Below are 17,047 nucleotides of genomic sequence, written 5' to 3' on the forward strand. Positions count from 1 at the left end.
CCCGGGATATTTCCCCTTCGGAAGAAGCGGTCAGTGTTCTTTGAAGGCGCCGTATCTGCCGCCATGGAAGACGAGCGGGTCACCGCCTTTGTGGTGGGCTTTGGTGACGTGGCCGACGACGATGACGTGGTCGCCCGCATCATGGGTGGCTGCGAGATTGCATTCAAAGGTTGCCAGCGCACCTTCGATGATGGGCATGCCGCAGTGCGACAGGTGCATCGGTACCTTGTTGATCGCGGTTTTGGAGCCGATGATCGCGGTGCAGATATCGCGCTGGTCGGCGGCAAGAATATGCACGGCAAAGCGCCGCGAACCGGCGAAATGTTCGAACCGTTTGGATGATTTGGCCGGTGACCACAGCACCATCGGCGGATCGAGCGAGACGCTGGCGAAGCTGTTGGCGACGATGGCAACGGGCCCTTCGGCGCTGTCGGTCGTGATGACGGTGACGCCGGTCACAAAGCTGCCAAGGGCGCTACGGAAGCTGTCGGCGTCGGAGCTGGGGTCGAATGTTGCGGATGTGATTGTGTCCATCAAGGGACCTCTTTTCCCAGAGCGGCGGTGTAGAGTTCATACCACGTTTGCCGGTCCATGTTGACTTTCAAAGCGTCGGATAACGCATTGATTCGGTTTAGGTTGTTGGTTCCCATGACCGGCATGATGCGGCTTGGGTGGGCCAACAGCCATGCCACGGCAACGGCGCTTGCGTCAACGTCATTTTCACGCGCGACTTTGGCCAAAGCGTCCTGTACGGCGCCTGTGCCGGTCATCATGCTGCCGCCGCCCAGAGGCGACCATGCCATGATCGGGGTGTCGCGTTCCTGCAGGTAGGCGACGTCGCCGTTGGTAAACCCTGCGTGTGCGGTCAGGGACAGTTCGATCTGGTTGGTGATCAGCGGGGTTTGCATCCCCGATTGCAGCAGTGTCCAGTCGTACTGTTTGAAATTGGACACGCCGACGCTGCGGACCTTGCCTGATGCAACAAGGTCGTCCAGTACGGCGCCGGTTTCGTGGTGGTCCATCAGCGGGTCGGGGCGGTGGATCAGCAGCGTGTCGATTTTGTCGATGCCCATCAGGCGCAGTGAATGGTCAACCGAGGCTGTGATATGCGCCCGGCTGGTGTCATAGTATTTCACCCGCGCATTCGCATACCGCCCGGCGGGCGCGATGATGTCGCATTTGGTGACTATTTCGATCTTGTCTTTGAGGTGCGGGGCGGCAGCCAGCGCTTTGCCCAGAATTTCCTCGGCCGCATAGCCGCCGTAGATGTCGGCCTGATCCATGGTGGTGATCCCTTGGGCCAGACAGGCGTCGATCTTGGCCTGAACATGGGCAGGGCTGGTGTCGGTGTCGTCGCCAAGCCGCCACATGCCATAGACGATGGAGCTAAACGAGAGGTCTTGGGTGATTCCAATGCGGTTCAACGGCGTGGTCCTGTGCCCAAAGGCGTGGCTGGTGTTTCGGTTGGGACTCGCCCGTATGCCTGGGGCAGCGAGCAGGTTTTCAAATGTGGCATGACGCGGCTGCCAAAGTGTCTGGCTTCGTCGATATGGGGGTAGCCTGAAAAGATGAAAGCACGGATGCCCATCTTTTGGTAGCCTTCGATTTTGGTCATGATTTGATCGGTGGAGCCGACGAGTGCGGCCCCGCAGCCGGACCGGGCGCGCCCGACGCCGGTCCACAAGCCAGGTTCGACGTAGCCGAATTTATCGGCCAATGCGCGGGCTTTGGCCTGATGGGCGACGCCAAGCGAAATGCTGTCGTGTGCGCGGTCGCGGATCAGTTTGCCATATTCATCGTCCAGTTTGGAAGCGATGTAGTCGGCATATTCCTTCGCCTCGGTTTCAGTGTCGCGCACGATCATATGAACGCGCAACCCGTAGTCCAGCGTGCGGTTGTGCGCAGCCGCGCGGGCGTGCACATCCTTCATCCGCTGGGCAAGCTGGTCGGTGGTTTCGGGCCACATCAGGTAGACATCACATTGCGCGCCGCACAGTTCGAGCGCATCGGGCGAGTAGCCGCCGAAATACAGCAGGGGGCCGCCGTTTTGTTGGTAGGGCCTTGCGGGGTCTGTGGGGACATTCGCGAATTGGTAGATATCGCCATCGTGGTCGATGGCGTCGCGGGTCCAGGCCTGCCGCAGGATTTGCACGACTTCGTGGCTGCGTTGGTAGCGGTATTTGCTGTCTGCGACTTCGCCGGGGAAATCGCTGCTGATCACGTTCAGGGTCAGGCGCCCTTTGAGCATGTGATCGAGGGTTGCCACGGTACGGGCCAGCATGATCGGGTGCATTTCACCGCAGCGGATCGCGGCGAGAAAGTTGATGTTTTCGGTCAGCGGCGCCATGCCTGCGACGAACGACAGCGTGTCTTGGCCGACCTGATAGGATGAGGGCGCGAGGATATTGCGAAAACCCTGCTTTTCGGCCTCAAGCGCGATGTCGCGGCAGTGGTCCCATGATGATCGCAGATCCCCGTCGGGCACGCCAAGGAACTGGTAGTCGTCGGAGCAAAGGGCCGAGAACCAGCTGACTTCGGCTGCATCCAGATCGGCACTGGTGACGGGCACGATGGACATTGATTCTGCTCCCCCCTTGGTCGTCGTTTCCACTTGCCTAGCATGGTAAGTTATGTGCAACAATAGTGTATCAATTTTCATGCGCAAGCCGGAGGAGGGGCGTGCCATGGTCAAGACCTCGGCTTTGCCAAAATACATTCAGGTCAGTGAAATGCTGATCCGCGAAATTGCGGCCGGGCATTTGGCCGATGGCGCAAGGTTGCCGCCCGAGCGGGATATGGCAGAGGACCTTGGCGTTGCTGTGGGCACGCTGCGCAAGGCGCTGGCGGATATCGAGGCCAAGGGATTGCTGGAGCGGTTGCAGGGGTCGGGCAATTATGTGCGCCACCGGCCCGTGGTGAATTCGGTCTACGCGTTCTTCCGGTTGGAGCTGTTGCGTGGTGGCGGGTTGCCCACAGCGCAGGTACTGTCGGTGGACCGGTTGGCCAAGCCTGCGGATGCGCCCGATTTCGGGCCGGATACGCAGGGGCACCGGATCCGGCGATTGCGGTCGCTGGATGGCGGTTTGATCGCGCTTGAGGAAATCTGGCTGGATGGCGGGCAGCGCAATGTGATTGGTCCTGATGACTTGTCTGAATCGCTGTATCATTTTTACCGGCATCAGCTGGGGCTGGTGATTGCCGCGGTCGAGGACCGGATCGGTGTGGCCGCGATGCCCGATTGGACGCCTGCGGCGTTTCATCTGCGTGCCGGTCAGACGGTCGGTTATGTTGAACGGTCAAGCCGGAATGCCGCGCATGAACCGGCGGAATTTTCACGCACCTGGTTTGATCCGGCGCGTGCGACTTATGTCTCTCGGATGGGTAAGGGTTAGGAATTTGGACGTTGTAAACTATGGGCTGATCGGCTGCGGGATGATGGCCCGCGAGCATATTCAGAATATCAATCTGCTGCCGCATGGCCGGGTATCGGTTGTGTACGATCCGGTGGCGGAGTTGGCAGAGGCCGCAGCGACATTGGCGGGTGACGCGCATGTTGCGGGATCGCTGGAAGAACTGCTGGCGTTCGCGGCGCTGGATGCGGTCGTGATCGTCAGCCCCAACCATCTGCATGTGCCGCAGTTGCGCCAGATCGTGCAGACCCGGCCCCTGCCGATCTTATGTGAAAAGCCGCTGTACACCGATCCGGCGGATGCACCAGAGATTGAGGCGCTGTTCGCGGGTTATCCGCATCCGGTTTGGGTCGCGATGGAGTACCGCTATATGCCGCCGGTGGCCGCGTTTATTGCGCAGGCGCAGGCCGCGACGGGGGGCGTGAAGATGCTGACAGTGCGCGAACACCGCTTTCCGTTTTTGCCGAAGGTCGGCGACTGGAACCGGTTTAACGCCAAAACCGGCGGCACGCTGGTTGAAAAATGTTGCCACTTTTTCGATCTGATGCGGCTGATCCTGTGCGCAGAGCCGGTCCGCGTCATGGCCAGTGCCGGGCAATCGGTGAACCATGTCGATGAGCGTTACGACGGCCAGACCCCGGATATTTGGGACAACGGCTATGTCATTATGGATTTTGACAATGGCGCGCGGGCGATGCTGGAATTATGCATGTTCGCCGAAGGCGCGCGCTATCAAGAAGAGATCAGCGCGGTGGGGCCAAAGGGCAAGATAGAGGCCTTTGTGCCGGGGCCGGGGCGGTTTTGGCCCAAGCTGTTGGGCGACGCGCCGGTGCCGCAACTCGTCATCAGCCCACGTGCGCCCAAGGGGCCGTTTGTATCGGAAATTCCGGTTGATTCGACGCTGTTGGCGGCGGGGGACCACAACGGGTCCACATTCTATCAGCATCAACGCTTTAACGCGGTGGTGCGCGGCCAGGGTGTGGTCGAGGTCACTGTGGCCGATGGCGCCAAAGCGGTTGCGATCGGCATGGCCGCACAACACAGCGCGTTGACCGGGCAGGCCGTTCAGATGTGATCGGCGCACCTGAGGAGGGTCTCACGCCGATCACATCACGTCGGGAGGGACGTTAGTTTGCGTTGGACGACAAGATGACGATGCAATCTTGGCCTTCGCAGGTGATATGCTTGGCGGGGACATTGATGTGGCCCGCAGCCGTCGCAACCAGATATGCGTTGTTGTGGAAGCCGACAAAGTCACCACGGATTGTGACGGACCCATTCTTGAATGTCAGCGCGATTTCGTTTGCGCTGGCGACTGCCGGCATCACGGCAAAGAGTGCCATGGCTGTGAGTGTGTGTGCGATTGTGCGTTTTACGTGTGACATGTGATAGAGCCCCCAAGGTTTCACTTATGTTGTCTTCACGTTAGCGCGAACTGCGCCCGGGGTGGTCATAGTAATGGCGGCGCGCGGGATAGGTAAAACTACGTAGGGTTCTACGTAGTTACGTGGTCAAAGTTGCGTTTATCTGGTGATTTATGGTCCGGCCTGGTGATGGAACGCCGGGCCGCAGGTGTGAAAAGCGGCGCTGCAATCGGGTTGCGCGCCGCTTGACGTTTGTTTGGTCGCGGCCCCTGCTGATTGGCAAGGGCAGCTATGGGGGGGCGATCAGGCCAGATCGAAACGATCTGCGTTCATCACCTTGGTCCAGGCCGCGACGAAGTTGCGCACAAAGGCTGGCTGTGCGTCATCGGTCGCGTAAACTTCGGCCAGTGCGCGCAGTTGCGAGTGCGACCCGAAGACCAGATCAACGCGGGTGCCGGTCCATTTCACCGCACCAGTGCTGCTGTCGCGGCCTTCAAAGATGTCTGCGGCGTCGGAAAGGGGCGTCCAGGTGGTGCCCATATCCAGAAGGTTGGTGAAGAAGTCGTTGGTCAGCGCGCCGGGTTTGTCGGTAAAGACGCCGTGTGGCCCGCCGTCGGCATTGGCACCAAGGACCCGCAGACCACCGACAAGCACCGTCATTTCCGGTGCGGTCAGCGTCAGCAATTGCGCCCGGTCGAGCAGCATTTCTTCGGCGGTGACTGTATAGGCGGTTTTCTGATAGTTGCGGAAACCGTCAGCGACAGGTTCCAGAACGGCCGATGATTCAACATCGGTCTGGTCTTGGGTGGCGTCTGCACGACCGGGTGCGAAGGGCACCGCGATGTCCTGACCCGCGTCTTCGGCGGCCTTTTCAATGGCAGCGGAACCGCCCAGCACGATCAGATCGGCCATGGACACTTTTTTGTGGCCAGCGCCCGCGTTGAAGGCGGATTGGATGCCTTCGAGCGTGGTCAGCACCTTGGCCAGCTGCGCAGGCTGATTGACTGCCCAGTCTTTTTGCGGGGCCAGGCGGATGCGCGCACCGTTGGCACCGCCGCGTTTGTCAGAGCCGCGGAAGGTCGCCGCAGAGGCCCAGGCCGTGCTGACCAGTTCCGACACCGACAGGCCGGAGGTAAGGATCTTGCCCTTGAGGTCTGCAATATCCTGCGCGTCGATCAAGGCGTGATCAACGGCGGGGATCGGGTCCTGCCACAGCAGTTCTTCGGCGGGGACATCGGTGCCGAGGTAGCGGGCAACCGGCCCCATGTCGCGGTGGGTCAGCTTGTACCAAGCGCGCGCAAAGGCATCGGCGAATTGATCGGGGTTCTTGTGGAACCGTTCCGAGATGGCGCGGTAGGCGGGGTCCTGACGCATGGACAGGTCAGTCGTGGCCATCATGATCGGCACCGGGCCAGAGCCGTCAACCTGTGGCGCGTGGTCTTTTTCGGCAAGGTTCCTTGCCTGCCATTGGTTCGCGCTGGCGGGGCTTTGGGTCAGTTCCCATTCGTAGCCGAACAGGACGTCGAAATAGGACATGTCCCAGGTGGTCGGGGTGGGGGTCCATGCGCCTTCGAGGCCGGATGTGATCGTATCGACGCCCTTGCCGGATTTATAGGCGTTTTTCCAGCCAAGGCCCTGTTCCTCGATCGGGGCCGCCTCTGGTTCCGGCCCGACGAGGTTTGCGTCGCCTGCGCCATGGGTTTTGCCGAAGGTGTGACCGCCCGCGACAAGCGCCACTGTTTCTTCGTCGTTCATGGCCATGCGCGCAAAGGTTTCGCGGATGTCGTGGGCTGCGGCGAGTGGATCAGGGTTGCCGTTCGGCCCTTCGGGGTTGACGTAGATCAGGCCCATCTGCACGGCGGCAAGCGGGTTTTCCAATTCACGGTCGCCCGAATAGCGTTTATCGCCAAGCCATTCGGCTTCTTCGCCCCAATAGATGTCTTCTTCGGGTTCCCAGACGTCTTCACGACCGCCGCCAAAGCCGAAGGTTTTGAAGCCCATCGTTTCAAGCGCTACGTTGCCGGTCAGGATCATCAGGTCGGCCCAGGAGATGGCGCTGCCATATTTTTGCTTGATCGGCCAAAGCAAGCGGCGCGCCTTGTCCAGATTGCCGTTATCGGGCCAGCTGTTGAGCGGGGCAAAACGCTGTGTGCCCGCGCCCGATCCGCCGCGCCCGTCGGCGGTGCGGTAGGTGCCGGCGCTGTGCCACGCCATGCGGATAAAGAAGGGACCGTAGTGGCCGTAGTCAGCGGGCCACCAATCCTGACTGTCGGTCATCAGCGCGGTCAGATCTTTTTTCAGCGCGTCCATGTCGAGCGCGTTAAAGGCCGCGGCATAGTTGAAATCAGGGTCCATCGGGTTCGACTGCGGGCCGTTCTGGTGCAGGATCCTGAGGTTGAGCTGATTCGGCCACCAGTCGCGGTTTGAACGACCGCCTGCTTGCACGGCGCCGTGCATTACCGGGCATTTACCTGTGTTACTTCCGTCCATAGTAGTCTCCGATCTTGAGTGGTTTTTAAGGGCGCTGGTCCGCATCCGGGACCGTGATTTGTTGCGTGACTATCCGTGTGCTGTCCGGCGTTTAGCAAAATTGGTCCTGTCGCGCCAGCGTTGCGCGGGGGGCGAAATCAGGCATGGTTGATGTGATATTGGCCGACACTTTGCGTTTCTGCGCGAAACATAGCAAAGTCTTGTGATAGTTTTAAGTTGCATTTACTAATGGCTGCGATAACTTTTAACTATGCTAAATCTGACCTTCAAGCAGTTGCGTTATTTCCAGGCGCTTGTCCGGTATGGGCATTTCGGGCATGCGGCGGATGCATGTGCGATTTCGCAACCCGCGCTGTCGGTGCAGATCAAGGAACTGGAAACCGCGCTGGGCATGATATTGTTCGAGCGGACGGCCCGGCAGGTGCGTCTGACGGCCTTTGGTGCGGAATTTGCGTTGCGGGTCCGCGGGATTGTGCAGTCGGTGGATGAACTGGGTGATCTGGCCCGCGCCGCACGGGGGCGGCTGACGGGGCGGTTGCGCATCGGGGTGATCCCGACGATCGCGCCCTATCTGTTGCCCACGATCATCGGCGCCTTGCATCAAAGCCATCCCGATCTTGATATTCATGTGCGCGAAACGGTCACGCCGCGCCTGATTCAGGAACTGTCCGACGGGCGGATTGATACGGCGGTTGTCGCGTTGCCGCTGTCTGAGCCTGCGTTTACCGAAGTGGCGCTGTTTGATGAAAATTTCGTGCTGGTGCGGCCGGATGCCGACGCGGGCAAGCCGGTGCCGAGCCGCGACAGCCTGCGCGCGATGCGGCTGTTGTTGCTGGAGGAAGGGCATTGTTTTCGGGATCAGGCGCTGTCGTTCTGCAATTTTGGCGGGGCGGTGCCGCGTGAGGGGTTGGATGGGTCATCCTTGGCGACGTTGGTGCAGATGGTGGGTGCGGGCATTGGCGTGACGTTGATCCCCGAGATGGCGGTGCGTGTTGAAACCCGGTCCGCGCCGGTCTGTGTGGTGCGGTTCAACCGACCCCGGCCATCGCGAACGGTCGGGATGATCTGGCGCAAAACCAACCCGCTATCGGCGCAATTGTTGGAATTGTCAGAGGTCGTGCGCCAAGCGGGTGCTGATTTGCGCAAGTTGCCCTAGGGGGATGTGGTAAAGTGGCACAGGGACTGCCGCAGGTCCGGGGGATGAAGCCCACGCCCGATCAGCACGATTTGATTGTCGGTGTCGGTGGCGGTGGCGCGGTCGGGCAGAACTTCGGGTGATTGCACGGTCTTGCGGACGGTTTGCAGCAAGAGCCTGCCTGCGGGCGTCACAACCACGCCTTTGACGCGCATGATTCGCACCCCGTGGACATGCAGGAGCGCCGATAGCCAGACGGTGAAGGCGGTCCAGTCGGGCACGGCGCCCAGATCAAGGCGACAGGGAATAATCGGTCTTGGGTCCGCACCGGACAGGTCCGGCACGGGCAGCGGTGGTACGTCCGGCGCGGGTGGCGGTAGCGCAACCTGTGATCCAAATGCGGTCGCGGTGAGCGTCGCACCGGGGTTGAGCGACCGGAGCGTCGCCACCAGCCGTGACAGATCATCGTGCCGGGCGGCATCGGTTTTGGTCAGGACGATGTCATCTGCGGCCTCGATCTGCGCGCGGCCCAGCCGTTCGTGGCGCAGTTGGGCGATGATATGCAGCGCGTCGGCGGCGACGATAATCTGGGCGATAACGATCTGCCGGACAAGCATGGGGTCGGTCTGGATCATGGTCGCGATGGCGGCGGGATCTGCCAGCCCGCTGGTTTCCAGCACGATCCGCGCAATCCGGCTGGACGGATCGCTGATTTTGCTGCGGTCGTCACAGAGTTGGCGCAATGTGCGGCGCAGGCTGTCCTGAGCCGCGCAACACACACATCCGCCCGCCAGAACGGTCAGCCCGTCCGCCGCCCCCAGCAGGGCATCGTCGACGGGAATTTCGGCGGCTTCGTTCACGATCACATGCACCCGGCCAAAGCGTTTCTCATGCAACTGATGGCGCAGCCATGTGGTTTTGCCGGACCCGAGGTAGCCGCCCAGGATGGTCAGGCGGATGCGGCCATCGGGCACCTTAGACATCGCTGGTCAGAAATTTGGGATCAAGCGGATCAAAGGGGGTGCCGGTCATCCGCTCGGCCTCGATCCAGAGCTGTTCGAGATGGGGGACGATGGTTTGCGCGCCGGTGAGCGTGGACAGTTGGATGCCGGGCACCAGACCACCGTCGTGGACGGTCAGCCCCGTGCCTTTGAGGACGCGCCGTAGGATCTGCGCCCTACGAAAGCGTTCGCGGATGCGATCCGGCGCGGTTGCCGCCCCGGCTTCGGTCCAGTGGCCGGGGGCTGCAGGAAAGCCGCAACTGGCGCACATCAGATGACTGCAGGCCGTGCGGCATCCGCAAAAGGATAGCGCGCCCGGAAATCATCTGCGATGGCGTCAAACGTCATCCATTCACAGCCTTCGTGGCCATTGATGTATTCGATCAGCCGCTCCAGCATCAGCAGGACCTGTGGGCGACCGGACACATCGGGGTGGATCGTAAAGGCAAAGACCGCATAATCCATCTCGCGGTAGACCCAGTCGAACTGATCGCGCCACATCTGTTCGATGTCGCGCGGATTGACGAAGCCATGGCTGTTGGGCGCCTTTTTCATGAACATCATCGGCGGCAGGTCATCGACGTACCAATTGGCGGCGATATCAACGAGGTCGATTTCATGGCCATGCTTGAGCGGGTGCATCCAGTCGGCGGCGGTTTTGGTGTAGTCGATCAGGTTCCATTCATCGCCCACACGGGCATAGAAGGGCTGAAAGTCGCGGTAGCCTTGGCTGTGATCGTAGGAAAAGCCATATTTTTGCAGCAAAGCGGCGGTGGCGTTCGACATTTCCCACCACGGGGCGACGTACCCTCTGGGGGTCTTGCCGGTCAGTTTTTCGATCAGTGCGATGGATTTGACCAGCACGTCTTCTTCTTGGGTCGGGGTCATGGCGACGGGGTTTTCGTGCATATAGCCGTGTGCGCCCACCTCGTGACCTGCATCGACGATCATCTGCATTTCCTTTGGGAACGTCTCGAGGCTGTGGCCGGGGATGAAAAAGCTGGTTTGCATGTCGTATTTCTTGAACATCCGCAAAAGGCGGGGGATGCCTACCTCGGTGGCGAATATGCCGCGCTGGATGTCAGAGGGGCTGTCGCCGCCGCCATAAGAGCCGATCCAACCCGCGACGGAATCGATGTCGGTGCCAAAGGCGCACATAATTTTCTTAGTCATTTTGGGTCCTTTTGATGGGCGTCAGACGCCGATGGGCATGTGTTTGGGGTCCCGTGCGACGGGGCGCGGCGCGACCAGTTCTTTCCATACCGAAAGCGCCTGACTGATGGGGGGGAATGGCGTGCGTTTGATGTAAGTGCCGTGGCCGGGCTGCGGCTGACGCGGGGTGCCTGCGTCCCAGACGACCGTGCCGCGCGACAGGGTAAAGCGGGGCAGGCCGGTGACGTCGAACCCTTCGAAAACATTGTAATCAATTGCAGATTTCTGGGTCTTGGCGCTAATCGTCTTGCTGGCGTCGGGGTCCCAGACCACCAGATCGGCGTCAGACCCCACAAGGATCGCCCCTTTGCGGGGATAGATGTTCAGGATTTGCGCGATATTGGTCGAGGTGACGGCGACAAATTCATTCATCGTCAGCCGACCCGTGGCGACGCCGAACGTCCACAAAAGCGATAGCCGATCCTCGAGGCCGCCAGTGCCGTTGGGGATTTTGGTAAAGTCGCCGACGCCCATCCGCTTTTGCGCGGTGGTAAAGGCGCAGTGGTCGGTTGCGACCACGTGCAGTGATCCCGCAGCAAGACCTGCCCAAAGCCCGTCTTGGTGGTGTTTGTTGCGAAACGGCGGTGACATGACGCGTTGTGCGGCATGGTCCCAACTGGGGTGCGCATATGCGCTTTCGTCCAGCAAAAGGTGCTGAATCAGGGGTTCACCCCAGACCCGCTGGCCTTTTTGGCGAGCGCGGCGGATCGCCTCGTGGGCATCTTCGCTTGAGGTATGCACGACGTAAAGCGGCACACCTGCGGCATCGGCGATGGTAATGGCGCGGTTGGCGGCTTCGCCCTCGACGGATGCGGGGCGGGAATAGGCGTGCGCCTCGGGTCCGGTGTTGCCTGCGGCCATCAGGCGATCTTGGAGGCTGGCGATCAGGTCGCCGTTTTCGGCGTGGACCAGCGGAAAGGCCCCCAGCGCGCCTGCGCGGGTGAAGGACGCGAACATTTCGTCGTCATTCACCATCAACGCGCCCTTGTAGGCCATGAAGTGTTTGAACGTGTTGACGCCGCGATCCACCACGACGGCCATGTCGTTGAATATCTGTTCCGACCATCCGGTGACAGCCATGTGGAACCCATAATCGCATGAAGCCTGACGCGCGGCCCGGTCGTGCCATTGGTCAAGCGCGGTCAGCATGCCGTCGGCACCGGGGATGATGTGATCGACCACCATCGTGGTCCCGCCCGAGGCCGCGGCAAATGTGCCGCTTTCCCATGTTTCGGCGGTGGTTGTGCCCATAAAGGGCATTTCAAGATGCGTGTGCGGGTCGATCCCGCCGGGCATCACGAAACATCCGGAGGCATCGATGACGGTATCGCCCGACAGGTCGGGGCCAATCGCAGTGATCGTTTCACCTGCGATCAGAATATCGGCGACATAGGTGCGGTCTGCGGCGACGATTGTACCGCCTTTGATAACGCAAGACATGGGGTTCTCCTTTGGACGTTCATGGCGCTGGGGTGCGGGTGGTATAGGCTGCGGCAATGTGCCGGGCCTGAGTCAGCCAGATGGCGTCGCGTTGGCCGGTGATATGGGTCAGCGCACGCCGCAACTGACGCAGACGTCCGGGCTGGCCGATGATATAGGGATGCAGGGCGATGCCCATGACCAAAGGCTGCGCTGCCGATTGCGCCAGCATTTCGTCAAAGGTGTCGATGATCATATCTGCGAAATCCGCGGCACTGTCCTTGCGCGCGATGATGGCGGGGATGTCGTTGATTTCCTGAGGGTAGGGCACCGCCAGAAGCGGGCCGGACCGAGTGCGCATCCACACCGGTTGATCGTCCATGCACCAGTTCAGCGTATAGGCATATCCCGCTTCTTGCAGCAGATCAGGGGTGACGCGGCTTTCGGCGATCCAAGGGCTGAGCCAGCCTTTGGGTGCGGTGCCCCGGGCGCTGGTGAGTGTCGCGGTCGCGTGGGCGATCATGGCCTGCTCGGTGGTTTCATCCATCGTGCTTTGGCGTTCGGAATTGGTGCGCCCGTGGCCTGCGATTTCATCGCCGCGGGCATGGTGGGCTTGCATCAGGGTGGGCGCATGATCGTACATGGCGCTGTTGGCCAGCACCGTTGCGGGCAGGTCCAGATCATCCAGCAGATCAAGCAACCGCCACGCGCCCACGCGATTGCCATAGTCGCGCCACGCATAGTTCAGGATGTCGGGCTGCGGCCCGCCGGGGGCCAGTTCGGCACCCAAACCGGCCCCGAAGGCAAAGTGTTCAAGGTTCACGCCCAGATAAACCGCGAGCCTTTTGCCGGTTGGCCAGTCAAAATCGGGCCGTGCGTGGATCGGCACATAGGCGTAGCGATCGTGGTGGGGCAGGGTCATAGGGGCGTCTCGGCCAGACCGGCCCGGTCCAGCAGGATTTCGGCGCTGTCGTTCCAGACCTGCGTGCTGATGATTTTGCCATCGCGCACGACAAAGGTGTCGATATAACGGTTGGTTTCAAACGGTGTGCCATCTGGCCATTCGCCATAAAGATGGCCGGTGTTATAGATGTGAATATCGCCTGTGGTCGCATCAAGGGCCGCATCGGTACGCAAAAACCTCTTTTTCACCCATTTGTAGCGCTGGGCGTTGAACGCGGCGGTATCGGCGGGGGCGGTCATATGTCGCCCCCCGGTAAAGGTGATCTGGAAATTAGGCCCGACATAGGCCGCTGCCCCGGCAGGGTCCGGCACCATGGAGCGTTCCAGATATGCCGCGACGATGGTGCAGGCGTCGGAGATTTGGTCCGTCATAAGATTGCACCTATCTGGACGGCGGCGCGCACCCCGTCGATCAGGCGGACGCCGATCCGGGGGCCGGCAGCGGCGGGGATATGCGTCATGCCCGCGCATCCCAGCACCACAGTTTGCACATTGTCTTCGGCGACGGCGCGTTTGATTTCAGCGATGATCCGGGCGTTGGCGGTGTCCGCATCGGTGTCCAACGCCAGCACCGGCACGCCGCTGGCGCGGACCCGGCCAAGGCTGCGCGCAAGCCCGTAGGCCTGAATGTTTTCGTGCAAAACGGGGATCGACACGTCGAGCGTCGTCACCACCGAAAAGCGCGCTCCGGCGAGTGCGGCCAGATGGTAGGCCGCTTGGCCGATGCCAATGACAGGGCAGGTCGCCATGGCGCGGGCGGCATCCAGCCCGGTGTCATCGAAACAGCCGATAATGATGACGCGCGCGCCTTGGTGCGATGCCTGCGCGACCAGTTTCAGCAGCGGCGGCACGCAGGCGATGCCATCAGCGGGCCCTTGAATTGCGGGCGGGCCGTCGTGGGATGTCCAGCCGGTTATGGCCACGCCCGGGCAGGCATCGCGCGCGGTTTGCACCATCGCGTCGGTCATTGACGCGGTGCTGTTGGGGTTGATGATGATGATCATAACATGCCCTTGCCCGCGTCCGATCCGGCCTTGGCTTTGCGGCGCGTGGTCCAGAGTGCGACACACAGGAAGATGCCGATGATCAGCAGCGAAAATACGGTCGTCAGTGTGCCAAGCGCATAGAGCACGGGCGAGGTGACGTTGGTGGTCATGCCGTAGATTTCCAGCGGCAGGGTGTTTTTGCTGCCCGAGGTCAGCAGGGTCCGTGCAAATTCATCATAGCTGAGCGTGAAGCCGAAAAGCGCCACCCCGATCAGCGAGGGCGCGATGATCGGCAGCACGACATGGCGCAGGGTTTGCCATGACGTGGCACCTTGGTCGCGGGCGGCTTCCTCGTAGCTTTTGTCAAAGCGGTTGAAGACGGCAAACATGATCAGCAAGCCAAACGGCAGCGTCCATGTCAGTTGTGAGCCAAAGCCCGACGTGGCCCAGTGGACGGCGATCCCGGCTTGGGAAAACATCAGGCCGACGCCCAGCGAAATCAGGATCGACGGGATCACCAGCGAGGTGATGATCAGGTAAAACAGGATGTTTGCACCGGGGAATTTCTTGCGAAAGGCCAGCCCGCCCATGACCGATACGACCACCGTGGTGACCATGACCATCATACCCAGCACAAGGCTGCGGCGGAAGCTGCCCCAGATGTCGCCGACGGCTTGTTGTTCGAACAGGTCATGGAACCAATACAGCGACACGCCGCGCATCGGGAATGTCAGCCCGCCGCCGGGGCCCTGAAACGACAGCACAGCGATGGTCAGGGTCGGACCGTAGAGAAACAGTAAGAACAGCGCAAAGAACGCGGTCAGCACGTAAAATGAACGGGGACGGGGTTCCATCCTATAGCTCCTTTCGGATATCGACGAACCGCAGCAGGATGCCGATTACCAGCAGCACCGTGAGCAGCAGCACAATGGCCGTCGCCGAAGCAGAGGGGTATTGCAGCAGGGCGATATCGTTCGAGATCAGGCGACCGACGTTGGCCGATTGACTGCCCGACATGATGCGCACCGTAAAGAAATCGCCCATCACCAAAGTGACCACAAAGATGGTGCCGATCATGATGCCGGGTTTGGTCAGCGGGATGATCACATTCCACAGGATTTGCGCACCGTTGGCACCGCCGTCGCGCGCCGCCTCGATCAGGGATTTGTCGATCCGCATCATCGTGTTGAAGATCGGCACGACCATGAACAGCGTGTAAAGATGCACAAAGGCCAGCACGACGGAAAAGTCGCTGAACAGCAGCCAGTCCAGGGGTTCGTCGATCACCCCCCACGAAATGAGGGTGGAATTGGCGATCCCGTTGCGCCCCAGGAACGGGATCCACGAGATCATGCGGATGATGTTGGAGGTCCAGAAGGGAATGGTGCAAAGCAAGAAAAGCGCGACCTGCCACGTCAGTGTCCGGATATGAAACGCAAGATAGTAGGCCACCGTGAAACCGATCACGCATGTGAACATCCACGTCAGCAACGCATATTTGAACGTGTTGAGGAACACCGTGTAAGTCACTGGTGAGCTGAATAAAAATGTGTAGTTCTCAAGTTCGAAGGCGGGGATGATTGAAAATTCGGTTGCCCGCCAGAAACTGACGACGGCGATCATGATGATCGGCAGCACCAGAAAGATAAGCAGGACCACCGCAAGAGGTGACACCATCAGCCAGCCCATGAGGCCATTTTGGGAGCGCAGTTTTTGCATGAGGGTCCGGGGGAAGTGTTGCGGGAATGGTGGGGCGCCATCACGGCGCCCCACGGCAGATTGCATCAGGCTGCGACGAATTCGTTCCACTTGCGGACCATGTACTGGTTTTCGTCCATGACGGAATTCCAGCAGGCCACGGCACCCATACGGTCGTAGAATGATCCGCCATCGCGAACAGCGCCGGCGCCTTCCATGATGGTGCCCTGTGGGCTGACGATGTCCCCCTGCGAGGCCTTGCCTTCGAACCAGAAACCCCATTCGTCGTCGGACATGAAGTCCTTGGAGGTTTCGGGAACGGCGGAATAGTAGCCCTGACGCATCAAGAATCCGCCGGCCCAGCCGGACAGGTACCAGTTGATGTATTCATAGGCCGCATCCAGTTTGGCCCCATCAAGGCCAGCTGCCAGACCCATGCCGCCACCCCATGACCGGTAGCCTTCTTCGAGCGGCTGGTAGACACAGGGAATACCCTGGCTGCGGACGGCGGCAATGGCGGGCGACCACATGGATTGGATGACAACCTCGCCCGATGCCATCAGGTTCACGCTTTCGTCAAACGATTTCCAGAAGGCGCGGAACTGGCCGTTTTTCTTGGCTTCGGTAAAGATGGCAAGGGTCAGGTCAATTTCTTCGCGGGTCATATTGCCTTTGTCGGGGTAGGTGTATTCGCCCATGGATTCCACGACCATCGCCATGTCCATGATCCCGATTGACGAGATGTCGAGGATCGACGCCTTGCCTTTGAATTCGGGGTTCAGCAGTTCGGACCAATTCGTGATCGGACGACCGATCAGATCGGGGCGGATGCCCAAGGTGTCGGCGTTGTAGATCGTGGGGATCAAGGTCATCCAGCCGGATTGTTCCTGCACGAAATCGGTGCCGTTTGCGCCCGATGTAAAGCCGACGGTGTGCGGTGCGGTGCCTTGGGCGATATTGCTTTCCGGGGTCAGCTTGCCGGACAGGAAGGTGCCGGCGATCTTGTCGTAGTTGGCGATGCGGCTGGTATCCATGGCCTGCAGGTTGCCGGTTGGCCACACCTTTTTGCAGATCCAATATTCAATGTCGGCAATGTCAAAGCTGTTGGGCTGGGTCGCCACACGCTGGGTGACTGCGTCACTGTCGAGGGCTGTCATCTCGAGGGTGATGCCCAGATCGTCAAACGCCTTTGCCGCGATTTCATTAAAGGCGGACACCCCGGTGCCGGCCTGACGCAGCACGATGTTGGACTGCGCCCACACCATGGGTGCGGCCAATGCGGTCGCGGCGGTCGCAATGCCGGTTTTCAGCAGCGTGCGGCGGCTGAGGCCATTTCGTTTCGTGTATCGTGTCATTGATCTCTCCTTGT

Annotated in this window: 18 protein-coding genes; 3 read left to right on the plus strand and 15 right to left on the minus strand. The window is 60.6% G+C overall.

Annotated features, from left to right (window positions below; genetic code table 11):
* Window positions 1-30: 30 nt before the first annotated feature.
* From QZ196_RS04820 to QZ196_RS04830, 3 genes are read right to left on the minus strand one after another with little or no spacing between them, the layout of a single operon-like run.
* Entirely contained in the window at window positions 31-534 is a 504-nt protein-coding gene (locus QZ196_RS04820; protein ID WP_296424459.1) for a flavin reductase family protein, read from the minus strand.
* Window positions 534-1,424: an aldo/keto reductase gene (locus QZ196_RS04825; protein ID WP_296424461.1), complete on the minus strand. Its 891-nt coding sequence runs from the start codon at window positions 1,422-1,424 to the stop codon at window positions 534-536. The genes QZ196_RS04820 and QZ196_RS04825 overlap by 1 nt, the downstream gene beginning before the upstream one ends.
* Complete coding sequence (locus tag QZ196_RS04830) at window positions 1,421-2,578, minus strand: LLM class flavin-dependent oxidoreductase (RefSeq protein WP_296424463.1); 1,158 nt, start codon at window positions 2,576-2,578, stop codon at window positions 1,421-1,423. The genes QZ196_RS04825 and QZ196_RS04830 overlap by 4 nt, the downstream gene beginning before the upstream one ends.
* 106 nt (window positions 2,579-2,684) lie before the next feature.
* Between QZ196_RS04830 and QZ196_RS04835 the strand changes: the two genes are divergently transcribed.
* Together QZ196_RS04835 and QZ196_RS04840 are read left to right on the plus strand one after the other, a co-directional pair.
* Window positions 2,685-3,392, plus strand: coding sequence for a GntR family transcriptional regulator (locus QZ196_RS04835; RefSeq protein ID WP_296424585.1), 708 nt, complete (start codon window positions 2,685-2,687; stop codon window positions 3,390-3,392).
* Window positions 3,393-3,396: 4 nt separating this feature from the next.
* Window positions 3,397-4,485: a Gfo/Idh/MocA family oxidoreductase gene (locus QZ196_RS04840; protein ID WP_296424465.1), complete on the plus strand. Its 1,089-nt coding sequence runs from the start codon at window positions 3,397-3,399 to the stop codon at window positions 4,483-4,485.
* A gap of 52 nt (window positions 4,486-4,537) precedes the next feature.
* Here QZ196_RS04840 and QZ196_RS04845 read toward each other — a convergent pair whose 3' ends face one another.
* Both QZ196_RS04845 and katG read right to left on the minus strand, forming a co-directional pair.
* The gene (locus tag QZ196_RS04845; protein WP_296424467.1) at window positions 4,538-4,753 is read right to left on the minus strand and encodes a hypothetical protein; all 216 of its coding nucleotides are present in this window, start codon (window positions 4,751-4,753) and stop codon (window positions 4,538-4,540) included.
* A 324-nt stretch (window positions 4,754-5,077) separates the two neighbouring features.
* Window positions 5,078-7,264 carry a catalase/peroxidase HPI gene (gene katG / locus QZ196_RS04850; RefSeq protein WP_296424470.1) on the minus strand — a complete coding sequence of 729 codons (2,187 nt, stop codon included), beginning with the start codon at window positions 7,262-7,264 and terminating at the stop codon, window positions 5,078-5,080.
* Window positions 7,265-7,514: 250 nt separating this feature from the next.
* Between katG and QZ196_RS04855 the strand changes: the two genes are divergently transcribed.
* A complete protein-coding gene (locus QZ196_RS04855) occupies window positions 7,515-8,420 on the plus strand; it encodes a hydrogen peroxide-inducible genes activator (protein ID WP_296424471.1) in 906 nt (301 codons plus the stop codon).
* Here the strand turns inward: QZ196_RS04855 and QZ196_RS04860 are convergent.
* From QZ196_RS04860 to QZ196_RS04905, 10 genes are all read right to left on the minus strand, one after another.
* Window positions 8,417-9,382, minus strand: a complete 966-nt coding sequence (locus QZ196_RS04860; RefSeq protein WP_296424473.1) for a CobW family GTP-binding protein — start codon at window positions 9,380-9,382, stop codon at window positions 8,417-8,419. The two genes, QZ196_RS04855 and QZ196_RS04860, sit on opposite strands and share 4 nt — an antisense overlap.
* Window positions 9,375-9,671, minus strand: a complete 297-nt coding sequence (locus tag QZ196_RS04865; RefSeq protein WP_296424475.1) for a hypothetical protein — start codon at window positions 9,669-9,671, stop codon at window positions 9,375-9,377. The genes QZ196_RS04860 and QZ196_RS04865 overlap by 8 nt, the downstream gene beginning before the upstream one ends.
* Window positions 9,671-10,573, minus strand: a complete 903-nt coding sequence (locus tag QZ196_RS04870) for a polysaccharide deacetylase (RefSeq protein WP_296424477.1) — start codon at window positions 10,571-10,573, stop codon at window positions 9,671-9,673. Before QZ196_RS04870 ends, QZ196_RS04865 begins: the two co-directional genes overlap by 1 nt.
* A gap of 21 nt (window positions 10,574-10,594) precedes the next feature.
* On the minus strand, window positions 10,595-12,052 hold the full coding sequence (gene hydA, locus QZ196_RS04875; protein ID WP_296424479.1) for a dihydropyrimidinase: 1,458 nt from the start codon (window positions 12,050-12,052) through the stop codon (window positions 10,595-10,597).
* Window positions 12,053-12,071: 19 nt separating this feature from the next.
* Window positions 12,072-12,953 carry a polysaccharide deacetylase family protein gene (locus QZ196_RS04880; RefSeq protein WP_296424481.1) on the minus strand — a complete coding sequence of 294 codons (882 nt, stop codon included), beginning with the start codon at window positions 12,951-12,953 and terminating at the stop codon, window positions 12,072-12,074.
* The gene (locus tag QZ196_RS04885) at window positions 12,950-13,366 is read right to left on the minus strand and encodes a nuclear transport factor 2 family protein (protein ID WP_296424483.1); all 417 of its coding nucleotides are present in this window, start codon (window positions 13,364-13,366) and stop codon (window positions 12,950-12,952) included. The genes QZ196_RS04880 and QZ196_RS04885 overlap by 4 nt, the downstream gene beginning before the upstream one ends.
* Window positions 13,363-13,998, minus strand: coding sequence for an aspartate/glutamate racemase family protein (locus tag QZ196_RS04890; protein ID WP_296424485.1), 636 nt, complete (start codon window positions 13,996-13,998; stop codon window positions 13,363-13,365). The genes QZ196_RS04885 and QZ196_RS04890 overlap by 4 nt, the downstream gene beginning before the upstream one ends.
* Window positions 13,995-14,834: an ABC transporter permease gene (locus QZ196_RS04895; protein ID WP_296424486.1), complete on the minus strand. Its 840-nt coding sequence runs from the start codon at window positions 14,832-14,834 to the stop codon at window positions 13,995-13,997. Before QZ196_RS04895 ends, QZ196_RS04890 begins: the two co-directional genes overlap by 4 nt.
* Window position 14,835: 1 nt before the next feature.
* Entirely contained in the window at window positions 14,836-15,699 is an 864-nt protein-coding gene (locus tag QZ196_RS04900; RefSeq protein WP_296424488.1) for an ABC transporter permease, read from the minus strand.
* 65 nt (window positions 15,700-15,764) lie between these two features.
* Window positions 15,765-17,033 (minus strand): PotD/PotF family extracellular solute-binding protein, encoded by a 1,269-nt coding sequence (locus QZ196_RS04905; RefSeq protein ID WP_296424490.1) that lies wholly within the window; start codon window positions 17,031-17,033, stop codon window positions 15,765-15,767.
* Between the last annotated feature and the right edge of the window lie 14 nt (window positions 17,034-17,047).

The sequence above is a fragment of the Yoonia sp. genome, from assembly GCF_017854565.1.
GTDB lineage: Bacteria > Pseudomonadota > Alphaproteobacteria > Rhodobacterales > Rhodobacteraceae > Yoonia.

Coding starts and splice junctions, on each gene's coding strand:
- QZ196_RS04820 (WP_296424459.1), bottom strand. CDS start 534: ATGGACACAATCACATCCGCAACATTCGACCCCAGCTCCGACGCCGAC.
- QZ196_RS04830 (WP_296424463.1), bottom strand. CDS start 2,578: ATGTCCATCGTGCCCGTCACCAGTGCCGATCTGGATGCAGCCGAAGTC.
- QZ196_RS04835 (WP_296424585.1), top strand. CDS start 2,685: ATGGTCAAGACCTCGGCTTTGCCAAAATACATTCAGGTCAGTGAAATG.
- QZ196_RS04845 (WP_296424467.1), bottom strand. CDS start 4,753: ATGGCACTCTTTGCCGTGATGCCGGCAGTCGCCAGCGCAAACGAAATC.
- katG (WP_296424470.1), bottom strand. CDS start 7,264: ATGGACGGAAGTAACACAGGTAAATGCCCGGTAATGCACGGCGCCGTG.
- QZ196_RS04855 (WP_296424471.1), top strand. CDS start 7,515: ATGCTAAATCTGACCTTCAAGCAGTTGCGTTATTTCCAGGCGCTTGTC.
- QZ196_RS04860 (WP_296424473.1), bottom strand. CDS start 9,382: ATGTCTAAGGTGCCCGATGGCCGCATCCGCCTGACCATCCTGGGCGGC.
- QZ196_RS04865 (WP_296424475.1), bottom strand. CDS start 9,671: ATGTGCGCCAGTTGCGGCTTTCCTGCAGCCCCCGGCCACTGGACCGAA.
- QZ196_RS04870 (WP_296424477.1), bottom strand. CDS start 10,573: ATGACTAAGAAAATTATGTGCGCCTTTGGCACCGACATCGATTCCGTC.
- hydA (WP_296424479.1), bottom strand. CDS start 12,052: ATGTCTTGCGTTATCAAAGGCGGTACAATCGTCGCCGCAGACCGCACC.
- QZ196_RS04880 (WP_296424481.1), bottom strand. CDS start 12,953: ATGACCCTGCCCCACCACGATCGCTACGCCTATGTGCCGATCCACGCA.
- QZ196_RS04885 (WP_296424483.1), bottom strand. CDS start 13,366: ATGACGGACCAAATCTCCGACGCCTGCACCATCGTCGCGGCATATCTG.
- QZ196_RS04890 (WP_296424485.1), bottom strand. CDS start 13,998: ATGATCATCATCATCAACCCCAACAGCACCGCGTCAATGACCGACGCG.
- QZ196_RS04895 (WP_296424486.1), bottom strand. CDS start 14,834: ATGGAACCCCGTCCCCGTTCATTTTACGTGCTGACCGCGTTCTTTGCG.
- QZ196_RS04900 (WP_296424488.1), bottom strand. CDS start 15,699: ATGCAAAAACTGCGCTCCCAAAATGGCCTCATGGGCTGGCTGATGGTG.
- QZ196_RS04905 (WP_296424490.1), bottom strand. CDS start 17,033: ATGACACGATACACGAAACGAAATGGCCTCAGCCGCCGCACGCTGCTG.